The organism is Psychrobacter sp. C 20.9, assembly GCF_001921765.1.
Classification (GTDB): Bacteria; Pseudomonadota; Gammaproteobacteria; order Pseudomonadales; family Moraxellaceae; genus Psychrobacter; species Psychrobacter piscatorii_B.
In genome coordinates this window covers 26,290-43,726 of sequence record NZ_MRYC01000024.1, presented here as the reverse complement: position 1 = coordinate 43,726, position 17,437 = coordinate 26,290, and the positions used below count along the sequence as shown (strand labels likewise).

The 17,437-nt window shown below is 41.7% G+C and carries 16 protein-coding genes; 12 read left to right on the top strand and 4 right to left on the bottom strand.

All coding sequences use genetic code 11. The features are described 5' to 3' along the window. Positions 1–435: 435 nt before the first annotated feature. On the top strand, positions 436–1,071 hold the full coding sequence (locus BTW00_RS12945) for a hypothetical protein (RefSeq protein WP_025643763.1): 636 nt from the start codon (positions 436–438) through the stop codon (positions 1,069–1,071). An 18-nt stretch (positions 1,072–1,089) separates the two neighbouring features. After that, positions 1,090–2,175 carry an ImmA/IrrE family metallo-endopeptidase gene (locus BTW00_RS12940; RefSeq protein ID WP_075107740.1) on the top strand — a complete coding sequence of 362 codons (1,086 nt, stop codon included), beginning with the start codon at positions 1,090–1,092 and terminating at the stop codon, positions 2,173–2,175. 73 nt (positions 2,176–2,248) lie between these two features. On the opposite strand, the gene BTW00_RS12935 is transcribed toward BTW00_RS12940, so the two are convergent. Beyond that, on the bottom strand, positions 2,249–2,518 hold the full coding sequence (locus BTW00_RS12935; protein WP_025643761.1) for a hypothetical protein: 270 nt from the start codon (positions 2,516–2,518) through the stop codon (positions 2,249–2,251). Between the two features lie 129 nt (positions 2,519–2,647). Continuing rightward, positions 2,648–2,860 carry a helix-turn-helix transcriptional regulator gene (locus BTW00_RS12930; RefSeq protein ID WP_025643759.1) on the bottom strand — a complete coding sequence of 71 codons (213 nt, stop codon included), beginning with the start codon at positions 2,858–2,860 and terminating at the stop codon, positions 2,648–2,650. Positions 2,861–3,096: 236 nt separating this feature from the next. Between BTW00_RS12930 and parA the strand changes: the two genes are divergently transcribed. The 6 genes from parA (at position 3,097) to BTW00_RS12900 (ending at position 10,746) form a co-directional block, all read left to right on the top strand. Further along, on the top strand, positions 3,097–3,744 hold the full coding sequence (gene parA, locus BTW00_RS12925) for a ParA family partition ATPase (RefSeq protein ID WP_075107739.1): 648 nt from the start codon (positions 3,097–3,099) through the stop codon (positions 3,742–3,744). Continuing rightward, positions 3,741–3,944, top strand: a complete 204-nt coding sequence (locus BTW00_RS12920; RefSeq protein ID WP_025643755.1) for a hypothetical protein — start codon at positions 3,741–3,743, stop codon at positions 3,942–3,944. The genes parA and BTW00_RS12920 overlap by 4 nt, the downstream gene beginning before the upstream one ends. 148 nt (positions 3,945–4,092) lie before the next feature. Next, a complete protein-coding gene (locus BTW00_RS12915; RefSeq protein WP_075107738.1) occupies positions 4,093–5,676 on the top strand; it encodes a type I restriction-modification system subunit M in 1,584 nt (527 codons plus the stop codon). Beyond that, positions 5,673–6,662 (top strand): Fic family protein, encoded by a 990-nt coding sequence (rhuM, locus tag BTW00_RS12910; protein ID WP_075107737.1) that lies wholly within the window; start codon positions 5,673–5,675, stop codon positions 6,660–6,662. The genes BTW00_RS12915 and rhuM overlap by 4 nt, the downstream gene beginning before the upstream one ends. Beyond that, positions 6,662–7,861 (top strand): restriction endonuclease subunit S, encoded by a 1,200-nt coding sequence (locus BTW00_RS12905; protein ID WP_075107736.1) that lies wholly within the window; start codon positions 6,662–6,664, stop codon positions 7,859–7,861. Before rhuM ends, BTW00_RS12905 begins: the two co-directional genes overlap by 1 nt. Positions 7,862–7,869: 8 nt before the next feature. Then, a complete protein-coding gene (locus BTW00_RS12900; RefSeq protein WP_025643893.1) occupies positions 7,870–10,746 on the top strand; it encodes a type I restriction endonuclease subunit R in 2,877 nt (958 codons plus the stop codon). 45 nt (positions 10,747–10,791) lie between these two features. On the opposite strand, the gene BTW00_RS12895 is transcribed toward BTW00_RS12900, so the two are convergent. Together BTW00_RS12895 and BTW00_RS12890 are read right to left on the bottom strand one after the other, a co-directional pair. Continuing rightward, positions 10,792–11,352, bottom strand: coding sequence for a hypothetical protein (locus BTW00_RS12895; RefSeq protein ID WP_075107735.1), 561 nt, complete (start codon positions 11,350–11,352; stop codon positions 10,792–10,794). Positions 11,353–11,358: 6 nt separating this feature from the next. Beyond that, the gene (locus BTW00_RS12890) at positions 11,359–11,874 is read right to left on the bottom strand and encodes a hypothetical protein (RefSeq protein ID WP_025643898.1); all 516 of its coding nucleotides are present in this window, start codon (positions 11,872–11,874) and stop codon (positions 11,359–11,361) included. A 287-nt stretch (positions 11,875–12,161) separates the two neighbouring features. On the opposite strand from BTW00_RS12890, the gene BTW00_RS13870 reads away from it, so the two are divergent. The 4 genes from BTW00_RS13870 (at position 12,162) to BTW00_RS12865 (ending at position 17,163) form a co-directional block, all read left to right on the top strand. Further along, positions 12,162–14,327: a MobA/MobL family protein gene (locus BTW00_RS13870; RefSeq protein WP_083603659.1), complete on the top strand. Its 2,166-nt coding sequence runs from the start codon at positions 12,162–12,164 to the stop codon at positions 14,325–14,327. Between the two features lie 361 nt (positions 14,328–14,688). After that, positions 14,689–15,630 (top strand): replication initiation protein, encoded by a 942-nt coding sequence (locus BTW00_RS12875; protein WP_058025554.1) that lies wholly within the window; start codon positions 14,689–14,691, stop codon positions 15,628–15,630. Between the two features lie 140 nt (positions 15,631–15,770). Further along, complete coding sequence (locus BTW00_RS12870; protein ID WP_025643904.1) at positions 15,771–16,067, top strand: hypothetical protein; 297 nt, start codon at positions 15,771–15,773, stop codon at positions 16,065–16,067. Positions 16,068–16,194: 127 nt separating this feature from the next. Further along, a complete protein-coding gene (locus BTW00_RS12865; RefSeq protein ID WP_075107734.1) occupies positions 16,195–17,163 on the top strand; it encodes a DNA-binding protein in 969 nt (322 codons plus the stop codon). The last annotated feature ends 274 nt before the right edge of the window (positions 17,164–17,437 follow it).

The window sequence follows — 17,437 nt, the reverse complement described above, 5'->3', positions numbered from 1 at the left end:
ATCTAGTCACCACCAAAGACCATCAGCAAGTTGCCGTTTGGCGAATAATAGATGATGAAGTCTTTGATAAGAATCTGGGAGACCTTCCTAAATTTTGTGTAAGTATTTAATCTAAACGTCAGTTACACAGAATCTGGGATGGTCTCTTCAAGTCCTCACTAGCGCACCGATCATAGATAGAATATCTATGGTAAGTACATCATGAAGTACACTGTGGCTATCTCAGCAAGTTGAAACCTTAATACCATTAGCTCACAGCCAAAGATTCAAGTCCTCACTAGGGTGCCATCCTTATGGCTATAAGAATAACTATGCTAAATACTCAACGCAACTGAACTTAATTCGCTCTATTTATCTTATTGACGCTTAGCTATTTACTTACATGGAATTTCCGATTATTATACATCAAATTGATGATAATATATCGGAAATGCCATGTTCTCTTTACAACCATCGTTTGATGCTATTTCAGACAAATTTATTGATGAAAATTCTGAGGTCGTTAGCGCTCTTGCTGCCATTCACCCCAGTCTTACAACTCAACTAGTTTACGAGGTGATTCTGGCCGCTAATGAAAAAACTCAACATGTTGGAAGCTCTTTTCCAGCTAATGCTCCGTTAGCAATGTGGCAATTTCACATTACAGGTTTTCTTAGAGAAAAACTATGTGCTCTTGGTTGGACTAAAGTTGATGGTAAAGGTGGGGTTGCATATGTAATATCGCCGTGTAAGGAGCATGCAATTCGTGTTTTTGCAGGTAACAAGTATGTAGGTTTACGAGATGGAAACGTAAGCAATAGATCAATTAAGGGAAATACCCTTAAAGATGATATTTATCCGCTATTAAACTCTGATAAAGGAACGACCATTTGGACTTTACTTCATTACCGATTTGGTGAGTTAATGAGATTAGAGCTTTCGCAGCCAAAATCATTTGCAAAAGGTAAGATCAATGACTGGGGTACGCGGATCAAAATCCCTGATGTTAAGTTCAACATTCCTACAACACCGCGTATGAAAGAAAAAGTTGAGGTAGGAGTAGTTCCTGTCAAGCGTAAGAAAAAAGCTTAATCAATTCAAGGCTAATATATGTTTAATCCAAATCGATTACAGTTTGCAATCGATAGGCGAGCTGTGAGCAAAGCTGAATTAGCAGAAAAGCTAGATATTACTCCTAGAACATTAACAAATTATCTAAAAGGAAATACTGAGCCTAATTTAGTTGATATTTCAAGGGTGCTAAGCTTCCCTATCGATTTTTTTAAAGGTAGTGACTTACCAATCATTGATGAACATAGTGTTAGTTTTAGATCTCGTTCTAGAATGACTAAGAAAGTCAAAGCCGAAGCTTTAACTTATGGCATTACTGGCTTTATGCTTAATGATTGGTTTGAAGAGGAGTTTGAACTTGTTCAATCAGAACTTCCTGATTTATCTCATCTATCTCCTGAAGAAGCGGCTAATTCGCTCCGTTACGACTGGGGCCTGGGTGATAAACCTATTGGGAACTTAATTGCTCTATTAGAGTCAAAAGGTATACGTATTTTTTCTATTTTTGTAAAATCGGAATATATTGATGCTTTTAGCGTTTGGTATGATGACACACCTTTTATCTTTCTTAATAACCAAAAAACTATGGAGAGAAGTCGTTTTGATGCATGTCACGAACTAGGTCATTTAGTTAGAGACATATACAGTATGAAAATGTCTGAAAGTTTTAGTAAATCACTTGATGAAGACTTGGATTCAAAAGTAGTCGAAAGATGTGCAGATGAGTTTGCATCTGCGTTCTTGATGCCCGAAGTTGCATTAATGGAATATAGACATGTAAATCCTACCATCAACAATCTTATTGAGCTGAAAAAAGTGTTCGGCGTATCTTTAGTAGCACTGGCATATAGAATGCATAAGCTAGGGTTCATAAGTGAGTGGGTTTATACAAGAGTGCTCTGCCCAGAAATAGCAAAATATAATTATCGTAAGTCAGAGCCTTATCCAATGGATAGAGAGACTTCCCAAGTACTCAATACAATAACTAGTGAGTTAACTTCAGAAGGAATGAGCCTAGACGATATTGCTAAAAAAATTAATCTTAGAAAAGCTGATATAACTCCATTGCTATTTCAACTTGCTGAAAGCACAAAGCCTTTTCATTTATTTCAAGTTTTAAAATAATGTGTAAAAACATGAGTAAAGTTTAGCTACTAGTTTGATCAGCTAAACTTTGCTCGTTCTTTTAATCAAGTATTTATACAGCTTCTTTAGCATTCATTAAATCAATAAACGCCGCCTCAAGCACACCAATCGCCTCATCATCAACGATTAACCCCTCATCTATCTGGCGCTGTACCCATACATGAAGCGCCTCATCATTATAGAAAATCGGATTCACGCCCAATATTTTGGCCAGCTGTGAACCTTGCTGTATTTGTAAGTTTTCAATAAGTTGCTTGGTTAAAACCTTCACATTGTGATCAAACCAAGATGACGTTGTTGGTTGCTGCGCTGACGTATACATAATAACCTCCTGTAGGTTAATTAGATTTTTTAATTAACTAAATGTCCTGCTACAGGTAAAATTATACACGCATTTTGACTCATTGCAAGATAAAATAACCTACTGTAGATTATTTTGTATTTTTAGAAGTTATATTTCTGGATTGTCAACAAGCTCATATAGGTCGCCTACCTCAATTTCAAAATAGCGGCATAGCTTTTCAATCACTTCTAAATCTACTCGAGTGGCTTCTTCATGATACATACGCGTGATTGTGCCTCTGTTGATAGAAGTTTCTCTTGCAACATCTGCAATTTTAAGGCGCTTTTCACCCATTATTGTTGATAAATGACACTTAATCATGATCGTCTCCTATTTCAAATATAGTGCTACTAGCATACAAATTATTCGCTAGACACGCATAGTGCTATTAAGCAGTGCATTTTACTACGTGTCATATCGGTTTAATAGCAAGACCTGTCCAATACTAATAAGCTCAATACTTTCAGTTGTGCTTACTAGCCCTTTGCGATAATATACTTATATGAGTACTTACTCATTTGAGTTTATGAATATATAATCATTATAAGGCCTTTACCATGAAAGTAATCGCAGTACTGAACCAAAAAGGCGGCAGCGGCAAGACCACGATAGCCACGCATTTGGCACGTGGGCTACAACTTCAGGGTCATAGTGTGCTACTCGTTGATAGTGATCAGCAAGGCAGTGCTCGCGATTGGAGAGCCGTTGATGAAGACAATCCTGTTCCTGTTATCGGCCTTGATAGGCCAACGCTTGATAAGGATTTAAAAAATGTTTCTGATAAAGAGTTCGTCGTAATTGATGGCTCACCGCAAGCGACCAATTTGGCACTATCTGCCATAAAAGCCGCTGACTTTGTGTTGATACCCGTACAGCCAAGCCCCTATGATGTGTGGGCGACCAGTGATTTGGTTGATTTGGTGCAGCAGCGCATCGAGATGACCGATGGTAAGCTCAAAGCCGCTTTTGTGGTCTCTCGTGCGATCCAAAACACTAACATCGGCAAAGAAGTTGCCGCAGTGCTACAAGATTATAATCTGCCCGTTCTTGATGCCAGAATTGTGCAGCGCGTTAGCTATCCAAATAGCGCTTCGGTGGGTAAAACGGTATTTGAGACAGAATCTGCTAAGAGCAGTGCCGTGACTGAGATCACGCAACTGGTCAACGAGGTTAAAACGTTTTTTGATGAGGAAGTAGAGTTATGAAAGCTGGCCGCCCAAGTAAAGATAAAAAAGACGCGCTTGAGTTGTCTGACGTCACTGATAAGCCTAAAAAGAGCACACGAGTCAATTTCAATCTTGATGAAGATACCTACTTTGAGCTTAAACAATACGTCCTTGATAATCGCACAACCGTCACTAAGCTACTCACTGAGATGATTGAGTCACGGCTGAATGAGCGTTGATGCCCATCCATAGCATTGATTTTTAAGAATTTATTGTGGGTGTATATACACCTATACACCTATACACCTATACACCTATACACCTATACACCTATACACCTATACACCTATACACCTATACACCTAACGATGTTAATTTAGGATAATCATGAGTCAATCACAACAGCTTCAACAGCTAAAAAAGCAGCTTTGGAATATTGCCAACGACCTACGCGGTAAGATGGGTGCAGATGAGTTTCGGGACTACATATTAGGGTTTATTTTTTATAAATACTTATCTGATAAATTCATCCGCTTTGCCAATAATATCTTGGCTGAAGAAGGCGAAGGCTTCGATAACTTTGCAAATTTTGACACCAGTAATCCTGAGCATCTTGAATATATCGAGGAAGTCAAAGAAAACGCCATTGATGAGATTGGCTACGCGCTTGCACCCAATCAGCTGTTTCATCAACTGGCCAAACGCGGCAAACAAGACCAGGCATTCATCCTTGATGATTTGGCTGATACGCTAAAGGCCATCGAGCAGGGCACATTAGGCACAGACTCAGAAGAAGATTTTGCTAACCTATTTGAAGACATAGATCTTACCTCAACCAAGCTTGGAAACAGCCCTGATGACCGCAATGAGCTGATCGTCAAAGTGCTAAGCCACCTAGATGCCATTGATTTTGATCTGAGTAACACCGAAAGCGATGTGCTAGGTGATGCTTATGAGTATCTGATCGGTGAGTTTGCCAGTGGCGCAGGCAAAAAAGCGGGAGAGTTTTACACGCCGCAGATGGTATCCACGTTACTTGCCAAGATCGTCACCAGTGGCAAGGACACCATAAGCTCAGTCTATGACCCAACGTGTGGCTCGGGTTCTTTGCTGCTGCGCGTCAAGCGTGAGGCGAATGACGTAGATAGAATCTACGGTCAAGAAATGAACCGCACCACCTATAACCTAGCACGCATGAACATGATTTTGCATGACGTGAACTTCACCAAGTTTGATATCAAGCAAGAAGACACGCTCAAGCGTCCGCAGCACGTCGGAATGCGCTTTGATGCCATTGTGGCCAATCCGCCTTTCTCTGCGAAGTGGTCAGCTGATCCCTTGTTGCTTCAAGATGAGCGTTTTTCAGACTATGGCAAACTTGCGCCCAAGACCAAAGCCGACATGGCCTTTGTCCAGCATATGCTACATCACTTAGATGATAATGGCACAATGGCAGTGGTATTGCCGCATGGCGTCCTGTTTCGCGGTTCAAGTGAGGGCGATATTCGTGAATACATCATCAAAAACCTCAACGCCTTAGACGCAGTGATTGGACTGCCTGCCAATATATTCTACGGCACCAGTATTCCAACCTCTATTTTAGTATTTAAAAAGAACCGTAAGCATGATAAAGACGTCTTCTTTATCGATGCCAGTGACTGCTTTGATAAACAAAAAAATCAAAATATGCTACTGCCGGAGCATATCGATACCATCATCAAGACCTATCAAGCCCGTGAAAACGTCGATAAATTTGCCCATGTCGCGTCTTTAAAGGACATTCATGATAATGACTATAATCTCAATATTCCGCGCTACGTAGACACGTTTGAGGCTGAGCCTGACGTGGATCTCGCAGCCGTTGCCAAAGCGCTGCAAGATTTAGAAAAAAAGAGCCAAGAAACGGACGCTACCATCAACGGTTTTTGTGAAGAGCTGGGCATTGATTCGCCCTTTAAGGTAGGGTCATGAGCACCGTAGACAGTCAAATCCAGCTATATCAAGTAGACAACCAAGTCAGCCTTGAAGTGAATGTTGAGCAAGACACGGTATGGCTAAGCCAAGCCCAAATGAGTGATCTGTTTGGCCGTGATGTTTCAGTGATTTCACGCCATATCAATAACGCGATTGGTGATGAAGAGGTGGATCTAAAAAGCAATTTGCAAAAAGTGCAAATTGCTTTTTCTGACAAACCCGTGACCTTATATGATTTGGACGTCATTATCAGCGTGGGTTATCGCATCAAATCCAAGCAAGGCGTGATGTTTCGCAAATGGGCAACGCGCATCTTAAAAGAGCATCTCATCCAAGGCTTTAGCATTAATCAACAGCGTTTGCAGCAAAACACCGCTGAGCTTGAGCAAGCCATCGCCTTAATCAAAAAAACGGCTCAATCTGAGCAGCATAGCAAAGACAGCGCACTAGGTTTGGTCGAGATCATCAGCCGCTACACCCAAACTTTTTTATGGTTGCAGCGCTACGATGAGGGTTTGTTGCATGAGCCTGTGGGGCAACCAGGCGGCGAGGTTTTAGACGCACCAAGTGCCATGCAGGCACTGAATCAGCTCAAATCAACCCTGATGGATAAAAAAGAGGCCACAGAGCTATTTGCTAAGCCTCGCGGTGATGGACTGGCTGCCATATTGGGTAATATTCAACAAACGGCGTTTGGTGAGGAAGTTTACCCCAGTATCGAATCCAAGGCGGCGCATCTGTTATATTTTGTCGTCAAAAACCATCCTTTTGCTGATGGTAACAAGCGCAGTGCAGCGTTCTTATTTGTTGATTTTTTATACCGTAATAACCGCTTATTCAATGATGAGGGTACTGCCATCATCAATGATACGGGGCTTGCAGCGCTCACACTGCTGATCGCCGAATCAGACCCCACTCAAAAAGAGGTGCTCATCCGTCTGGTGATGAATCTACTGGTGATACAAGATAAGGATGTAATGTGATGGCAACGCCAAAATTGCGGTTTAAAGAGTTTGAGGGAAGTTGGTTAGCCTCAAAAATAGGTGAGGTTTTTGAAGTTACTTCAGGTGCTACACCTTTAAGAAGTAATAAGGAATTTTTCAAAAATGCAAATATTCCTTGGGTCAAAACGACAGACCTGAACAATGCTGTCATTACACATACGGAAGAACAGATTTCTAAGGTTGCTTTGAAAAGCACTTCCGTAAAAATGCTTCCTAAAGGAACTGTTTTTGTTGCTATGTATGGGGGCTTTAATCAAATTGGTCGCACAGGATTGTTGGCAAATGAAGCTACATGCAACCAAGCATTATCGGCAATATATCCTAACGAGAATATAGATTCGCGATTTCTTTTAGATTATTTAAATCATAATGTGAAGTTATGGAAAAGTTTTGCAGCTAGTAGCCGCAAAGACCCCAACATTACTAAGGGCGATGTCTTAGCATTTCCTTTCAACTTTCCTAATATAGCAGAACAAACCAAAATCGCCACATTCCTATCCGCTGTTGATACCAAAATCGACGAGCTGACGCAAAAGCATGAGCTACTCAGCGAATATAAAAAAGGCATGATGCAGCAGCTTTTTAGCCAAAAACTGCGCTTTAAAGGGTTTAGTGCAAGTTGGAATGATATAAAAGTTGGTAGTTTAGGTACTTTTAATAGTGGTGGTACGCCATCGAAAAAAAATAGTGCCTACTGGAAGGGTGATATTCCATGGATATCTAGTTCCGACTTAACGGAAGATAGTATATTTGAGGTAATGACAACGCGTTATATTACTCGTGAAGCAATAGATAATAGCGCCACTAAGATTATTCCTAAAAACAGCGTGTTAATTGTTTCTAGGGTTGGTGTGGGGAAAGTTGCAGTTAATAGCTCGCAACTATGTACAAGTCAAGACTTTACTAGTCTTACTCCCTTTGAAGATAATCCTGTATTTTTAGCTTATTTGCTGAAAAGTAAAGCATCAAGGTTGCTAGAGTTTAATCAAGGAACATCAATTAAAGGCTTTGTTAGGGATGATTTAATCAACCTCTCTGTTTCTATTCCTACTAAAGAAGAACAAACCAAAATCGCTGACTTTTTAACCACTATTGACCAAAAAATTGATAACGTTGCCGAGCAAATCGACCACGCCAAAACGTGGAAAAAAGGCTTATTACAGCAGATGTTTGTATAAGGTATAACATGACTGAGCAAAGTGAGTACCAACTCGAAGACAGCCTAATGACGCAAATGCAGGATTTGGGTTATGAGCGCGTTACCATTACCACCGAGGCGGCACTCCTTGCCAACCTAAAGACGCAAATCGTCCGCGCCAATCAGCTGGATCAGCCATTATCTGATGATGAGTGGAAGCAAGTTATCAGTCATCTTGGCAGTGGCAGCGCCTTTGAGCGTGCCAAAAAGCTGCGCGATAAGTTCAACGTCAAATTCGATGATGGCAGCTCACGCCATATTCAGTTTTTTTGGCCAAACGCTGATGACAACATTTGGCAGCTGAGCAATCAGATTATGGTTGACCACAGCAGCCAAAACGGGCGCACCAGTCGCTTTGACGTCACCATCTTGGTTAACGGCTTGCCCCTAGTGCAAATCGAGCTTAAGCGCCGTGGCGGCATCGAGATTGCCGAGGCATTCCATCAGACCATGCGTTACTCAAAAGCCGCCTACAAGGCAGGACATGGCTTATTTGAGTTCGTTCAGCTGTTCGTCATCAGTAATGGCGCAAACACGCGCTACTATGCCAAAGGCACTCAGCACTTTAATTTTACCTTTCCCTGGGCGGACAGCGACAACAAACCGATCAATGAAATCGTTGATTTTGCTGAGGTGTTTTTAACCCCTACGCATTTAACCGAGATGATCGCTCAGTTTGTCGTGCTCTATGAGTACTCCAAGACCATGATGGTGCTCAGACCCTATCAAGTCCATGCCACCAAGCGCTTAATTGAGCGCGCCACCGCCTCAGACAAAAACGGTTATATTTGGCATACCACAGGATCAGGCAAAACGCTGACCTCATTTAAAGCCAGTCAAATCATCATGGGGCTACCCGATGTCGAAAAGGTGGTGTTTGTTGTCGATAGAAATGATTTGGACACCCAAACCGCCAATGAGTTCAACGCCTTTAAAGACGGCAGCGTAGACAGTACCACCAACACCAAAAACTTAGTCAAGCAGCTCGGCGAGACCCACGACAAGCTGATCGTCACCACCATTCAAAAGCTCAACCGCGCTATCAAATCAGAGCGCCATCAAGAAAAAATCCGCTACTTACAAGACAAAAAAGTCGTCTTTATCTTTGATGAATGTCACCGCAGCCAATTTGGTGAAACGCACCGAAACATCAAACGCTTTTTTCAACAATCGCAGATGTTCGGTTTTACAGGCACACCCATATTGATTGACAACGCTCACAACAAAGCTGGGCTTAAGCTCACTACCGCCTACCTATTTGATGAGTGCTTGCACCGCTACACCATCGTGGATGCCATTCGTGACAGAAACGTGCTGCCCTTTCAGATTGACTATGTGGGTAAATTCACCAAAAACGACAGTGCTGCCGATGAAAAAGTCACCGCCATTGACACTCAAGAGGTCTATAACGACCCTAAACGCATTGATGATATCGCTCGCTATATCATCGAAAAGCATGACACCAAGACCAAACGCCGCGAGTTTAACGCCATATTTTGCGTCAGCTCCGTTGATATACTCACGCAGTACTACGACGCTTTTGAGCGTATTCAAGCGCAAAAGCAAGCCGATGACCCTACATTCAAGCCACTCACCATTGCTACGATATTTTCTTATGCGGCCAACGAAGCGACCGATGCCAGTTTCGAAGACAATGGGCTCATTGCAGAGTCCAGCTTTGAAACCCCTGCCCAAATTGATGAGAGCAGCCGCGACAAGTTAGATCGCTACATTGGCCAATACAATCATACATTCGCTACAAACTTTGATTCAGGCAAGAACTACTATCCTTACTATCGTGATATCGCCACCAAAGTAAAACAGCGCAAGATCGATATTCTGATCGTCGTGAACATGTTTCTGACAGGATTCGACGCCAAAACCTTAAATACGCTATACGTGGATAAGAACCTAAAGTACCATGGTCTGGTACAAGCCTTCTCACGCACCAACCGTATCTATAACGATAAAAAGCCCTTTGGTAATATCGTCTGCTTTCGTAACCTAAAGCAAAACACCGACGACGCTCTAGCCCTGTTTGCCAACAAGCAAGCGAAAGATATCGCCGTCATTCCTGAAATGCATGAGCTACGAAAGCACTACGATCAAGCCGCTAAGACCCTTTTAGACATCTGCGCTGATTATAAGGCCGTTGATACACTAGAGACTGAAGATGAGCAGTTAGCATTTATCAAAGCCTTTCGTGAAGTGATGCGCTATAACGAGCAGTTAGGTACCTTCGTAGACTACGACCAGGCTGATACAGATCTGAATAAAGAAGACTTCGCCAATTTTGCCAGTAAATATATAGACCTATACCGCAACATTCGCACCCAGAACAAGAATAGCCAGGATAAAACCTCAATACTCGATGACATCAACTTTCAGATTGAAATGCTACATAGCGATCGTATCAATGTCGGCTACATACTAGAGCTACTCAAGCAAGCCAATAAGCAGCAAGACGATGGCAACGAAGAGAAGGCAGCCCAGTACCAAGCCCAGGTGAACGATTTAATCATGAATGAGCCGACCTTCCGCGACAAGCAAGAGCTTATCCAAAAGTTCATCAAGGAGCAGATGCCTAAAATGCCAGATGGTCAGACAGTAGAGGAGGCTTTTGCACACTTTTGGGACGTAGAGAAGGAGGCTGCGTACCAAGAGCTATGTAAAGATAACAATCTGAAAGCCGATGTCATGCAAGAGATCCTCAGAAAGTATAAGACTAGCAAGCGGCTACCTGACCGTAACGAAGTGAAAGCGCTACCTAACTATAAAGTTAAGCTATTTGAGCGCAAACCCCTTCACGAGCGACTCATGAGCAAGACTCGTGACTTTATCCAGAAGTTTTATGCTGATATGTAAAAGACTATCCATGATCCTGTGCAACTGCACTTTAACCTAAACCCATCACCAGGGCATCATGGTCAATACACGTTGGCCATTTATGTAATAGCTCATCAGCATCAAAACCTTCTCAGGGGGCAGAGTCAGCTCTTTAGTTGTTCCATTGAGATGAGTTATGCAAGTGATATCATCTGTATAAACCTTAGTCTCTTTATCATAAAACCCAAAAATTCCACTAATCAGCCGAACATCACTCAAAAGCTTTGCATGTTTTTTATCCACTGCCTTACTTATGGTAAGGGTTCCTAATGGCTTATCAGCTATTAGCATCAGAGTAACGAACTGCATCACACGATCATATAATTTTGGATTTTCCATCATCTCATTGTAAAAAGCGTATGCTTGATCGCTTGTGCAGAAGTTTTCAAACAAAGTAAATGCACGAGCTACCATTTCCGCAACGCTATGATCATCTTCTGCAAATTTAATGGCTATCGTATTTCTTGCAAGTGGCAGCATCACAGATAAAGCGCCTTCACTATCTGCCACTACACCATCGACCATATACGGCTCTATATTTGCATCAAAGCTTGATAGCGCAGCTTTGTGGCTTTCAATAAACATAACCTATTACCCATGATAGTTTGGATTACTTCCACCAGTAGCATGACTATTGTCATCTAGTAGCGAATCCTGTTCTCTATAATTAGCCAGAGAGTCAGATTGCGTTTGGTTATTGCTATCAGTATTTCTGCCTTCAACGCCTGTATTTTGATCAGTAGCTTCTTTATTATTTTCTTTTACGTTGGCTAAAAATGGATCCTCTTCCTCACCCAATCCTATATCACCACCTAAACTCTCGATCATACTTTTGAATAAAAACTTATCTGATTTCCTTGTTAAAAAATCTGGAAAGTGAATGGCGAAGTAATCTCGAATCATTTGCTCAGTTTCACCTTCAGTTGCCAATACTTGACCCAAAAATGCCCCCATTAGAATCTTCTGCTTGTTTAATCGTTTATCCAGCTTCACCTGCTGAACCTTAGCTTGGCGTTTTAACTCTTCTAACCGTTGACGCTCTTTTAGCTCATTAGAGTCTTGACTATCAAAAATAGACATAGGTGCTTTATTATTAGATACTGACATCAGATTTACCCTTATCGATTAAATTTTACTCAGCATAGCAAGCACCTCACTATCATTCAATCGCTTGTGGTAAGCTTTAACACAACCGCATCAGACATCTTAGATATATTATTTTAGTATTTGATGGTGGCGTCTCCCTGACTAAGGGCGAAGTAACGACTCAAAATTTAATCTATCCACTTCGTTACTATCTTAATTTTGAATCCTTCTTCGTTGGGGAAACCCCAAACCCCGCACACCACAAAAAGCGGTGGTGTGAAAAAAGCAACAATAGCAGGTGGCTCTTTATGACGATGGTACATATTGCGACAAAGGCGATTTCTCGAAAATCAGGGCAGTCAGCTGTGGCGTCGGCGGCCTATCGTGCTGGGGATGTGCTTGATGATGCCAAATATGGCAAGACGCATGACTATAGTAAAAAGTCTGGGGTTATGAGTAGCGATATTGTTTTACCATTTTCGCTAAAGGCGCTGGGTGTGAGTGTGGATCGAGAGACGCTTTGGAATACCGCTGAAGCGGCAGAGACACGTTCGGACAGTCGGGTGGCGCGTGAGTGGCTGATTAATTTGCCGTATGAGTTAGACGAATATGATCGGCATCAGCTGGCCATCAACTTTGCCCAAAAGCTTTGCGACGATATGGATGTGATTGCTGATGTGTGTATCCATCGTCCGGTGATGAAATTGCCTTTTGATCCTAATGTACCGCCAAGCTCTAAGTATTTGCGTGAGGGTGAGGAGAACCCTGATCCCCGTAATTTTCACGCGCATATTTTAGTCACTACTCGAGCGCCTACCATTGGACCGAATAAAACCTTGGCGTTTGATCCAAAGCTTAAGACCCCGTTTGAGTGGTCCAACAAAAAACGTAAGGCGCATGATCTGCCGTCATCGATGCAAGAGATTAAGCGTGTTCGGGAGATGTGGGTAGATACCGCCAATAAAGTGTTGGCGCAGCATCATCTGCCATTGATGGATGCGCGCAGTTATAAGGATCAGGGGCTTGATCAGCAGCCCACCATTAAAATGGGCGTTGAGGCGACGGCAATGGAGCGCCGAGGCATCACGACCGAAAAAGGAGACACCAACCGCGCCATCAAAGCACGTAATAAATTGGTGGCTGACAACCATATCAAACAGGAAGCAGACAATGAGCGACGAATTAGCGCACTTAGAAAAGGACTTGCTTGGGCAACTGAGAAAAATGCAAGACTACCTGGCAGCATTGGAGGCACAAAACAGCGAGCTGATTTTGCAAAACACCTCTCTGGAAGCTCAGAACCTCACATTACGTACTGCACAGAACAAAATAATAGAACGGCAATTCGAGTTGACGACACAAAACGATGCGTTGAAGAGGCAAAATCAGGCATTGCTTGGGCAGCTAAACGATGCGAAAACCTACCAAAGCGATGTGATGACACAAAACAAAGAATTAATGGCACAGCACAAGCAAATAACAAGCTCACACAAAGAATTGACGACACAAAACAAGCAATTGAGGGAATCACTGAAGCTATCGGAAAGTCAAATATTGAAATTAACAAAGCAACTGAGCGAAGTGCAAGACCAGCCCCCAACCCCTTCGATGACGCAGCACGACGAGCAAGAGCTGCTCGACTTGATCGACAGCAAAGACAAGTTGATCGAGACACTCGAGCAAACCGTCACAAAGATGAGAGAATCTTTGAGTATGCTGAACGTATGAAGCTGCACTTAGCCATGCGTTTAATTCAACGCCATCACAATTCAATGGCAATCAGCTGGGCACAAGGAGAAACGATAGAGGATGCCCCTGATAAATTTGATAAGCGTCAAGTTGCGATACTTAGCGAGTTTGCAAAGCGCCTTGGTATTGAAGATAAAGATAAAGCGCTAGGGTTTAGAGATCACTTACAGCAAGTGGGCAAACGTTTTGATTACACGCTAGTTGAAAATAACAAATCCATTATCAAGCTTTTGCGTGATCCTAAAGCTGAACGAGAGCGGTATCTGGCGCTTATTAAGCATTTTGAGGACTTTAGGGACGATATTGATCAAAAGCGTGCGACATTTAAAACTAGTATCATCAATAAGCTAGGCGGTAGCGCAGGAGACGTTGGTAGACTGACTCGAGACGTTGTCTCCTCATTCAACTATACAGAATGGTTAACTGATTATATTGATAATGATAATCACCCAGCTGAGGCGAGGAAATGTGCTAAAGAACATCTTGCAGATACCTTAGATAAAACGTGTCAGCAGTTTAAATTTGCGTTTCGTGATATGAGCTCATTACCAACTACCCAGCGTAAAGCTTACTCAGAGACTCTTAAAGCCGCTTTAGAGACGTTTACCGAGCAATACGACGGAAAGCTTTCTGAAAGCCAACACAGAGCACTACAGGACGGTTTAGAGTCCTATCAGCATCAAGTGAGTAGAACTAATGCACCCAGTCGAGGATTTAGCCTTTAATCTAATCCTTAAAAAAACATTACACAGGGTTAAATTGCTTAGGCAAGCTGCGTGGTTTAAGTGATGATTTTTCACTTATCCACAAAAAAATTTATCACCCGTTTCTTTGAGGGTTTTTATTTGATCCTGTTTACTCCTGTTTATTCCTGTTTGAGAGCTATTTTTCCCTGTTAAAATCAATACCTTACAAGAAAGAAAAAGAGTAAATGAGCAGAAAACAGAGTAAATGAGCAGAAAACAGAGTAAATGAGCAGAAAACAGAGTAAATGAGCAGAAAACAGAGATAAATAAAAAACACTCTTTTTATAACTCTATTTTATGATAAGATCTTGTTAAATGTAACTATGGGCGCAGAGTTGAAATGGAAAATAACTTAGTTGTTCAGTCAAATGATTTAATCCTAGCAACGTACACAATGCAAAAGACGGATAAAGAGCTCATGCTTGCTTGTATCAGTCAAATTGACAGTAGGCCTGATGCACCAAATGTCACGCAAGACACAGAATATAAAGTAACAGTTGATGATATTAAATCATTGTTTTTTGGTAAGAAGTCTAAGAACGAACAGAATGTTTATCGTGACATAGAGAACGCAAGCAAACGTTTATATGACGTCGATATTGTTATGAGCTTGCCCGAGAATAAAACGCTTCAAACAAGGCTTGTTAGTAGTATTGTTTATGATCCGGATAACGGAGAAGTCGTATTATCATTCGCAAATAAAATACTGCCATATTTGACGCAACTTAAAGCTAATTTCACTAAATACAAGCTATTAGAAATAGGTGAGTTATCGAGTATTCATTCAATAAAAATGTATGAATTGGTGGTAATGTGGGTTAATCAATACCAGTACAGCAAAGAGTTTACGATAGAAGAGTTTAAACACGTAATGTGTGTTAAAGATAAGTATAAGCAATTTAGTGAGTTGCGAAGATATGTTATTGAAACAGCTATCAACGATATAAATGAAAATACGAATTATAAAGTCAGTGTAGAGTATCAAAAAAAAGCAAGAGGGAAGGGCTATAAAGGCTTAAAGCTCAAATTTCACAAAAAGTTATTAGATAAAATTGCTGGTAAAGACGGTAAATTGTCAGAAGATAAGATCAAATCAATTGTTGATAATGTGCAGTTTATGAACGACTATAACGATCACCCAGGTTTAAGCTATGACGGTAAAATGAGTACTGATAGTTTTAAGCGTGAAATGATTAACATCATACAGCGGGAGCCTGAAAGCTTTAACAAGCCAAACAAAGCGCTTGAGAGCTACTTACCAAAAGTCAGTCAAGGTAAGTAATTACTATGTTTACTACCAATTATGATATATGGCTTACTTAAGAGTCAAAGGCCAATGCTTTTGCAGTGTTTGAAATCTATGGCCTGAGGTTATACGCATTATCTCTGCCAGGCGTGCCACAAAGATTGAAAGGAGACAATATGAACAAGGTTAGTTATCACATAGATAAGTTGCCGCCATTAACGGCTAAGCAGCAAGCGGACTTAGAGTACTTAGCAACGCTTAGCGATGACGACATTGATCTATCGGACATTCCAGAAATCACCGACTGGTCAGGCGCGATCCGTGGCAGTATCAAACCACAAACGCTTACTACAGAAGCCAGTGTTATCAGCCCAAGCATTCTTGCTAAGTTTAAGGACAGAGCCAAGCAGACAGGCGGTAACTATCAGGACATGATCAATGATGCCCTAGAAGAATACCTAACTGATCATTAAGTCTTAGCCAACAAGTTATAACCTCAAGACGACTTGGGGTTTTTTTACACCTTGCATTGTAGTATGTTGTATATTGTATTATACTATATACAACATACTACAATGCACTATCAAGGAATACAAAATCATGGCACTCACCACACAAGATATTCATGCAGCAGCTGACCGATTACAGGAGCAAGGGATAAAGCCGACACTGGCAGAGGTGCGTAAGGCGCTAGGCGGTGGCTCATTCACTACCATTAGTGATGCGATGCAGAGTTGGAAGCGAGAACAGCAGGAAGAGCAAGAGCTGCAACAAGTGGATTTACCTAGCGGTATCACTGAACGCTTGCACACGCTTGGCGCTGATATGTGGCAGACAGCTATTGATATGGCGAACGATAGGCTGTCTAAGGAGCGTGAAGCTCTAGAGGTGGTTAAGGTTAAGGCACAAGCAGAGACGGACGAAGCGCAAGAAGCAGTTAAAACCTTAGAGGGTGAACAAGCAGATCTACTACAGCAGCTGGACGAAGTGGCCACTACTGCGGAGACAGCAACTAAAGCGGCTCAGCAAGCCACAGCTGACCATGATGCTACCAAACAGACGCTATCAGATACTAAGCATCAATTAGAGCTTGAACGAACTAAAGCAGAAACAGCACAATCACAGCTTGTAGAGACACGTAGCGCATTAGATAAGCAATCTGTAGAGCTTACTAGTAGTCTTGGTGAGGTAGCCACGCTTAAAGCTACAGCTGATAGCGATAAAGCAGAGATTGCACGTTTAAAGGCGGAACTTAAAGCCACTAAGTCAGAGCTAAAGACGGTCACAGCTGAACGCAATGAGATACAAACTGCTACCGCAGAGATCAAAGGAGAGCTAAAGGCGGTAACCTCTGAACGTGATAAGCTATCAGGACTTTATGAGCAGCTGACTCAAATACAGGCTAAGCTTGAAGCCGAGCATAGCGTATTGGGTAAGCAATATAGTGAGCTATCAACCAATTACCTATCAGAACAAGAACAAGTGACTGTGTTACAGAATAAACTCAAGAAAGCTCAAGATGATCTGATACTTATTCAAAATAAAGATAATGCTTTGGATGCTGATTAGATAAAAGTATTCAAGGCTTCACGATGAAGAACAGTTATGATTTTAGGAGAGACTTTACCCAAGCATAGATCTCATTCTATTCACACTAAACTCATGAATCAGCCATGACAATATTGACTCACTGAATAAGTAACTTTCATATAATAATTATTCTAAATTTTTCCAGGGTCCTATAGTATATAGCCTAGTGGGCTATATACTACTTAAGTTAGCCTAAGTAAATTTATGCTGATTTTGAAGCCTTGAGCAGATTTCAAGGAACACTCACCCTAAA

What these genes read in the sequence shown, in the direction of transcription:
- BTW00_RS12945 (WP_025643763.1), top strand. Translation starts at nt 436, where the DNA reads ATGTTCTCTTTACAACCATCGTTTGATGCTATTTCAGACAAATTTATT.
- BTW00_RS12940 (WP_075107740.1), top strand. Translation starts at nt 1,090, where the DNA reads ATGTTTAATCCAAATCGATTACAGTTTGCAATCGATAGGCGAGCTGTG.
- BTW00_RS12935 (WP_025643761.1), bottom strand. Translation starts at nt 2,518, where the DNA reads ATGTATACGTCAGCGCAGCAACCAACAACGTCATCTTGGTTTGATCAC.
- BTW00_RS12930 (WP_025643759.1), bottom strand. Translation starts at nt 2,860, where the DNA reads ATGATTAAGTGTCATTTATCAACAATAATGGGTGAAAAGCGCCTTAAA.
- parA (WP_075107739.1), top strand. Translation starts at nt 3,097, where the DNA reads ATGAAAGTAATCGCAGTACTGAACCAAAAAGGCGGCAGCGGCAAGACC.
- BTW00_RS12920 (WP_025643755.1), top strand. Translation starts at nt 3,741, where the DNA reads ATGAAAGCTGGCCGCCCAAGTAAAGATAAAAAAGACGCGCTTGAGTTG.
- BTW00_RS12915 (WP_075107738.1), top strand. Translation starts at nt 4,093, where the DNA reads ATGAGTCAATCACAACAGCTTCAACAGCTAAAAAAGCAGCTTTGGAAT.
- rhuM (WP_075107737.1), top strand. Translation starts at nt 5,673, where the DNA reads ATGAGCACCGTAGACAGTCAAATCCAGCTATATCAAGTAGACAACCAA.
- BTW00_RS12905 (WP_075107736.1), top strand. Translation starts at nt 6,662, where the DNA reads ATGGCAACGCCAAAATTGCGGTTTAAAGAGTTTGAGGGAAGTTGGTTA.
- BTW00_RS12900 (WP_025643893.1), top strand. Translation starts at nt 7,870, where the DNA reads ATGACTGAGCAAAGTGAGTACCAACTCGAAGACAGCCTAATGACGCAA.
- BTW00_RS12895 (WP_075107735.1), bottom strand. Translation starts at nt 11,352, where the DNA reads ATGTTTATTGAAAGCCACAAAGCTGCGCTATCAAGCTTTGATGCAAAT.
- BTW00_RS12890 (WP_025643898.1), bottom strand. Translation starts at nt 11,874, where the DNA reads ATGTCAGTATCTAATAATAAAGCACCTATGTCTATTTTTGATAGTCAA.
- BTW00_RS13870 (WP_083603659.1), top strand. Translation starts at nt 12,162, where the DNA reads ATGACGATGGTACATATTGCGACAAAGGCGATTTCTCGAAAATCAGGG.
- BTW00_RS12875 (WP_058025554.1), top strand. Translation starts at nt 14,689, where the DNA reads ATGGAAAATAACTTAGTTGTTCAGTCAAATGATTTAATCCTAGCAACG.
- BTW00_RS12870 (WP_025643904.1), top strand. Translation starts at nt 15,771, where the DNA reads ATGAACAAGGTTAGTTATCACATAGATAAGTTGCCGCCATTAACGGCT.
- BTW00_RS12865 (WP_075107734.1), top strand. Translation starts at nt 16,195, where the DNA reads ATGGCACTCACCACACAAGATATTCATGCAGCAGCTGACCGATTACAG.